Source organism: Oleiphilus sp. HI0086 (assembly GCF_001635225.1).
In genome coordinates this window covers 1-6,558 of record NZ_LWFZ01000690.1, presented here as the reverse complement: position 1 = coordinate 6,558, position 6,558 = coordinate 1, and the positions used below count along the sequence as shown (strand labels likewise).

At 45.2% G+C, this 6,558-nt stretch carries 7 protein-coding genes and 1 other RNA gene; 4 read left to right on the top strand and 4 right to left on the bottom strand.

All coding sequences use genetic code 11. From position 1 onward, the window contains the following. Together A3756_RS10820 and A3756_RS10815 are read left to right on the top strand one after the other, a co-directional pair. Positions 1-1,051 (top strand): EAL domain-containing protein (locus tag A3756_RS10820; protein WP_231875522.1); only part of this gene is annotated, 1,051 nt, incomplete at its 5' end. 148 nt (positions 1,052-1,199) lie between these two features. Further along, positions 1,200-2,180, top strand: a complete 981-nt coding sequence (locus A3756_RS10815; RefSeq protein WP_082865203.1) for a DUF2333 family protein — start codon at positions 1,200-1,202, stop codon at positions 2,178-2,180. A gap of 78 nt (positions 2,181-2,258) precedes the next feature. On the opposite strand, the gene ppa is transcribed toward A3756_RS10815, so the two are convergent. After that, a complete protein-coding gene (gene ppa, locus A3756_RS10810; protein WP_068512204.1) occupies positions 2,259-2,786 on the bottom strand; it encodes an inorganic diphosphatase in 528 nt (175 codons plus the stop codon). A gap of 69 nt (positions 2,787-2,855) precedes the next feature. Beyond that, a complete protein-coding gene (gene rpiA, locus A3756_RS10805; RefSeq protein ID WP_068553488.1) occupies positions 2,856-3,530 on the bottom strand; it encodes a ribose-5-phosphate isomerase RpiA in 675 nt (224 codons plus the stop codon). Between the two features lie 221 nt (positions 3,531-3,751). Between rpiA and ilvA the strand changes: the two genes are divergently transcribed. After that, on the top strand, positions 3,752-5,287 hold the full coding sequence (ilvA, locus tag A3756_RS10800; protein WP_068512212.1) for a threonine ammonia-lyase, biosynthetic: 1,536 nt from the start codon (positions 3,752-3,754) through the stop codon (positions 5,285-5,287). 110 nt (positions 5,288-5,397) lie between these two features. Continuing rightward, positions 5,398-5,556 carry a hypothetical protein gene (locus A3756_RS26655; protein ID WP_156490412.1) on the top strand — a complete coding sequence of 53 codons (159 nt, stop codon included), beginning with the start codon at positions 5,398-5,400 and terminating at the stop codon, positions 5,554-5,556. A 57-nt stretch (positions 5,557-5,613) separates the two neighbouring features. On the opposite strand, the gene A3756_RS10795 is transcribed toward A3756_RS26655, so the two are convergent. Both A3756_RS10795 and ssrS read right to left on the bottom strand, forming a co-directional pair. Beyond that, positions 5,614-6,234, bottom strand: coding sequence for a 5-formyltetrahydrofolate cyclo-ligase (locus A3756_RS10795; RefSeq protein WP_068512216.1), 621 nt, complete (start codon positions 6,232-6,234; stop codon positions 5,614-5,616). A 78-nt stretch (positions 6,235-6,312) separates the two neighbouring features. Then, positions 6,313-6,498, bottom strand: a non-coding RNA gene (ssrS, locus tag A3756_RS10790) — 6S RNA. Positions 6,499-6,558 lie beyond the last annotated feature (60 nt).

Sequence of the window (6,558 nt, the reverse complement as noted above, 5' to 3'; positions counted from 1 at the left end):
TAGTGTGTTTATGCCGAGTGTTATGGATGATGAAATTGATGTCCTGGTGCCAAAAATGATATCAGAAATTTGTTCACTCTCTGATATCAAGCACTTGTTGCGCGATGATAGCGTGCATATCGGTGCGGCTTGCGTAAAGGCTGATGATACTGCTCGCACTTTGTTGTCTAAAGCTGATTTAGCCTTACGCCAAGCACAGTCAGATGGTATTTCCGGCTGGCGGCGTTATGCGCATATTCAGTCGGCAGAAGAGAGTATGCGAGAGGTGCATCAGGCAAATGAGTGGCGAAATATTTTGCAAGAGGTATTGCTGAGTCGAGATGTGAAGCTTCATACTCAAACAGTTTATGATGGTGAAGGAAAGGTTATGTATCAGCAGGTCCTTTCTCGAATTGAAGTAGAAGGCGAGCTGACTGTCGCTGGGACCTTCCTGCCGATGGCTGAGCGATTCGGATTGATGGTGCCCTTTGATCAGTTGGTTGTCGAGAAGGTGGTAGAGAGCCTGGCAGATCCAGAATTTTTGATGCAGCGAACTCACAATGAGTTGGCGCAAGGTGAAGCTGATAATCACCGATACTGTATTACCTTGTCTGAAGCTGCCTTGATAGATGAGCGCTTCTTGTCCTGGTTTGATCAGCAGCTTGTTCAGAACCCCAGCTTGGCGGAAATGCTAATTGTCGAAGTTCCAGAACATATCGTGAGTTATAATGAAAATGCCTTGGTCGTTTTGAGCAATATGGCAAAAGAGCATGGCTTTAGTCTATCGGTCGAGCGCTTTGGTGTAAGCTCGGTGCCATTTTCGTATTTACAGCGAGTGGATATTCACTACATCAAAGTTGACCATAGCTTTATTCGCAACGTTCAGGGCAGTCAATCAAATCAGTTCTTCCTGCGATCAGCGATCCAGATTGCACATGGTCAGGGAATTAATGTGATTGCTGTGGGTGTCGAGTCAGAAGACGAGTGGCAGGCTTTAAAAGAGCTGGGGATTGATGGCGCAATGGGGTACCATTTGAAACGGCCACAAGCAAATGAAGTATTTGCTTCATAGCAAGTGTTTGCAATTGATAGTAGGGGATTACAGTTCTCCCAAGTCATTGAGAATTTATACACGTTAGCAGGTTATTAATGTGAAAGAAGGTTTGTCTGATTTTATAAGACATAGAAAAGAAGATTTCCAAGACTACTTGGGGGGCGGAATGTTGGCTAAAGCTATTGGTGGTGCTTTGGGTGTCTATTTACTTTTGTCTGTTATTCTAGGTTTTTGGTGGAGTTCTGAGCCGGAAATTACCGATGTTGTTCAGTACTCTCATGAACAGGCCGAGTTGATGCAGCACCAGCCGGTTCCTGGCTTTGCGACAACAGCAACGATGATCTATTTGATGGAAACGCTGATGGATAAGTCGGGAGGCTACATTAGCAATGATATTTTTCCGCCTGGTTTATGGCTGGATAATATTACTAATTGGGAATATGGCGTGCTGGTTCAGGTTCGTGATTTGGCCAGGGTCTTTCGTAAGGAGTTGAGCCGGTCTCAAAGCCAGTCGGTTGAAGATAAGGACTTAACGATTGCAGAGCCCCAGTTTCATTTCGATAACAGTAGTTGGGCACTTCCGGCCAGTGAGTCGGAATATCGTCGTGGCGTGAAGGCAGCGCGTAGTTACCTAGCGCGTCTCTCTGACCCTCAACAACCGGACGCTCAGTTCTATGCGCGAGCAGATAATTTAAGAAGTTGGCTATCTGAAGTCGAGAATCGTTTAGGGAGTTTGTCGCGCCGTTTGAGTGAAAGTGTTGGTCGCCAGCAGCTTGACTTGGGTTTGGCGGGCGATGCAAGTGCTCAGCAGTCGACAGCTGCAGAAGGTGCTCAGGAGCGTAAGACTGCTTGGATGGAAATAGACGATGTGTTTTATGAAGCACGCGGTACGGCTTGGGCGCTGGTGCATATACTAAAAGCAATAGAGCATGACTTTAAGGCAGTGCTGATCAATAAGAATGCTTTGGTAAGCTTGCAGCAGATAACACTGGAATTGGAAGCGACTCAAGAGGCTGTTTGGAGTCCGATGATTCTAAATGGTAGTGGCTTTGGGATGTTGGCTAATCATAGCTTGACAATGTCTTCGTATATCTCAAGAGCATCAGCGGCCATTATCGACTTGCGCAGTTTGCTTCAGCAGGGCTAACTTTCTAGCACTCGTGAAGTGCAGATAGTAAAAAGGCCGCTGATGCGGCCTTTGTTATATAGAGCTAAGCGCTACAACTTACTTATTGTAGTTCGCTACAGACTTCTCGATTGACTTACGAGCAGCATCTGCATTTTCCCAGCCTTTTACTTTTACCCACTTGCCTTTCTCAAGCTCTTTGTAACGCTCAAAGAAGTGCTGGATCTGTTCTTTCAGTAACACTGGAATATCTTCAATATCCTGAATATCTTTGTACTCAGGAGATAGCTTGTCGTGAGGTACCGCTACTAGCTTCTCATCACCACCCGCTTCATCGTCCATGTCTAGCATGCCGATTGGGCGACAACGAATTACTGAGCCAGGTATAACTGGATATGGTGTGATAACCAATACATCTAATGGATCACCATCGTCAGCCAAAGTGTGCGGGATAAAACCGTAGTTTGCTGGGTAGAACATTGGCGTGGACATGAAACGGTCAACTACAACAGCTCCCATGTCTTTGTCGATTTCATATTTTACCGGGCTGCTTTGAGCTGGGATTTCAATTACGACGTTAATGTCGTTAGGAATGTCTTTTCCTGCTGGAATGTTGTCAAAAATCATAGCTTTGTCCTGTCGTTAATAAGCGGTGTTACTGACCTGAATTTTTTCGCAGAGCGATAAAGTGCGCGATTATACGGCTTCGTGCATTTTTACGCCAGATTCAGAGCCAACAAACAGCAGATCTGCGTGTCTAAGTGCAAATAAACCGTTAGTGACTACGCCTGTAAGGTTGTTGATTTCGGCTTCGAGCTTCTTCGGTTCGAGAATCTTCATGTTGTGAACGTCTAGAATATGATTGCCGTTGTCTGTTACGAAGCCTTCTCTATAAACCGGGTCACCACCAAGTTTGACAATTTCCCGGCCTACCAGGCTGCGTGCCATAGGGATAACTTCAATTGGAAGTGGGAACTCACCTAACAAGCCAACTTGCTTGGAGGCATCTACAATGCAGATGAATTTTTTGGCAACAGCAGCAACGATTTTCTCTCGAGTAAGTGCACCGCCGCCGCCTTTGATGAGCTCTAGTCGCTCGTTGCTTTCATCTGCGCCATCGACATAAAACTCCATTTCATCTACTGAGCCCAGCGCGTAAACAGGAATGCCATGGCTTTTTAGTCTTTCCGCTGTTGCTTCGGAGCTGGCCACTGCGCCATCAAACTGATGTTTGATTTTAGCAAGGTGATCAATGAAGAAATTCGCTGTCGACCCGGTGCCGACGCCGATGATGCTATCGTTATCCAACTTCGGCTGGATATAGTCAATAGCAGCTTGGGCGACTGCGCTTTTTAATTGATCTTGGTTCATGCATGCTCCGCTAGGGTAAATATCTGATTATGGCGTATTGATCGTTATAAATGGCATTATAATGCCCGACAATAAGTGAGAAAAGGATTATGATTGTTTGTGCTCACTTCGATGCTTATTTTTCTCTAGCTATCAGGTATTGAGCAGGGTATTAAAATTATATTAAGTCTGCCTATACGCTGTTTGTCTATATGTCAGCCCTATAAGTGAAGAGTTCCAAGATGCCAATTAACCGTTATATCAAGAAAATACTTGATGCCAGAGTTTATGATGTTGCTATTGAATCGCCGGTGACACATGCGCCGCTATTGTCGGAGCGTTTTGATAATCAAATATACCTTAAAAGAGAAGACCTGCAGCCTGTATTCTCTTTTAAGCTTCGTGGAGCCTATAACCGTGCTCGTTTACTCACAGATGAAGAAAAAGCAGCTGGCGTGATTGCGGCTTCTGCCGGTAATCATGCGCAAGGGCTTGCTTTAGCTGCGCAGAAGCTTGGTATCGACGCGACTATCGTTATGCCAAAAACGACCCCTGAAATTAAGGTTAACTCGGTCAGGGCGAAGGGCGCAAAAGTTGAACTCGTTGGTGATGCCTTTGATGAAGCTTCCGCTTATGCCTTAGAAAAGGTAAAGAAAGAGGGCTTGGTTTATATTCCCCCATACGATGATGAAGATGTGATTGCCGGGCAAGGGACGGTCGCAATGGAGTTACTAATGCAGCATACCGCACCTATTCATGCGGTGTTTGTGCCGGTTGGTGGTGGCGGCTTAATTGCGGGAATGGCAGCCTATATTAAGTTTGTTCGCCCCGAAACAAAAGTGATTGGTGTTGAGCCTGAAGAGGCGGCATGTCTTAAGGTGGCGCTAGAGACTGGGCGTAGAGAAATTCTAGAAGAAGTAGGGATTTTTGCAGAAGGTGTCGCGGTTAAACAGATTGGTAAGCTGCCTTTTGAAATTGCCAAAAAGTATGTTGATGAGGTGATTACTGTTTCAACAGATGAGATTTGTGCCGGCATCAAAGATATCTTTGATGATACACGATCAATTGCTGAACCCGCAGGTGCGGTGGGCATCGCTGGCTTAAAAAAATATGCGGAACGTGAAGGCTTAAGTGGTGAGAATTTAGTGACCATCGTTAGTGGGGCGAATGTTAACTTTGACCGTTTACGCTATATCTCTGAACGAACTGAAATTGGTGAGCAGCGCGAGGCAATCATTGCTGTCACTCTCCCTGAAAAGCCTGGAAGCTATCAGAAGTTTATTCAAGCGCTGCAAACTCGTAATGTGACCGAGTTTAATTATCGCTATGCAGAAGGAAGTGACGCGCAGATCTTTGTTGGTGTGCAAGTGCTTCCGGGTGGCGAAGATCGGGCGCGTGTTATTGCAGAGTTAGAGTCCCAAGGCTATCCCGTGCTGGATATGACTGACAACGAGATTGCAAAGCTTCATATCAGGCATATGGTCGGTGGGCGTTCTGAAGGCGTTGGTGATGAGCAGGTTTATCGTTTCGAGTTTCCTGAAAGGCCAGGGGCGCTGATGTCATTCCTTAATTCACTTGGTACTCGTTGGAATATTTCCATGTTCCATTATCGTAACCATGGCGCTGCATACAGTCGTGTCCTGATGGGGGTGCAGCTGAAAGACTCTGATACGAAAGCCTTTCAGGGAATGCTAGATGAGATAGGTTTCCGATACTGGGTCGAGACGGATAATGAGGCGTATCAACTTTTCTTGAGGGCAGGTAAGTCAAAACGCTAGTAATTAGGTGCTAAAGCCATTAGAATCCGCTACTTAAAGCAGGGTTCTAATGGAAATTTTCTAAAGCTGTGCTATTTTTCTGATTATTAAAGTTTTATTTTGAGGAAAATATGAAGAAGAAACCCGATACAATGTTGGCTGTAATCGGTATATTTATGATCGGTTTGGTCATAAGTGGCTTTTCTTCTATTAGCATTGGTGCTGATGAAGAGCCGGTTCAGAACGCTAGTACTGAGCATGTATTTGATCGTTCAGCCAGCCGCTACTAAAACTCTCTATTCATAAAGAATTACTCGGCTTTTTTGCTCGTTTGATTCTGCATAGGCTTATTTTTTTGCATAGATACCTTGATCGGTGACGATCGCATCTAAGCTGACATCCCAGTCATTGACCGGAAGCGCGTCCATCTTCTGCAGCTCATGTGCTAATCCAATCAAGCGAGGCTTGCACTGAGGAAGCCGTCGCTTATAGTCAAAAGTGCGATCATAGAAGCCGCCTCCCATTCCCATTCTGTTTCCTTCGCTATCAAATGCTACCAGTGGCATTAACACTGTTGACAGTTGTTTAGCATTGAATTGTTTGCAGCGTTTAAAGTCAGGTTCCTCAATACCGAAACGGTTCTTGATATAAGGGCTTGATGCAGAGACTTGGCAAAAAATCATCTGTTGTGGTTTTAAGGGGTGGATGACGGGCAAGTATGCTGTCTTTCCCCATTTCTGTATTAGTGTGAGCAGTGATCGAGGGCAGATTTCACCGTCGTTGCCTAAGTACAAAGCAATATGTTTGCCCCTCAGTAGTAAACCAAAGCGTTTCAGATTTTTGAGTAAATGCGTTGAAGCTGTTCTTTGTTGAAGCTTGGTGAGCTGGCGGCGTTGTTGGCGGAGCTCTCTACGAAGCTGCTTTTTTTCTTGAATTAAGGTGGCGGGGGAGGTTTGAGAAAGACTCATTTTTGGGCTGTATCGTCAATAAGATAGAGCTGGATAGGTTTAAACAAAAGCAACGCTCTGTTGTGAGTGTTGATTTTGGTGCGCCCAAAATGCCGCTGCCAGATAGGGCCTTGAACCCGAAAGTTCAAGGGGGTGATCACTATATGCAAATTAGGCTTTCCCATCCAGATAAACCGGGGGACTTGCACACATCACATGATGTGATTACCAAGGTGTTATTATCGGCTCGAGGACTTATCTAGCAAGCCAGCATTCCAGAACGCCAAACCATCATATAAAAAAACTAGATAAAAATCAGGGCTTTTTACGAAAAAAAACAAATTG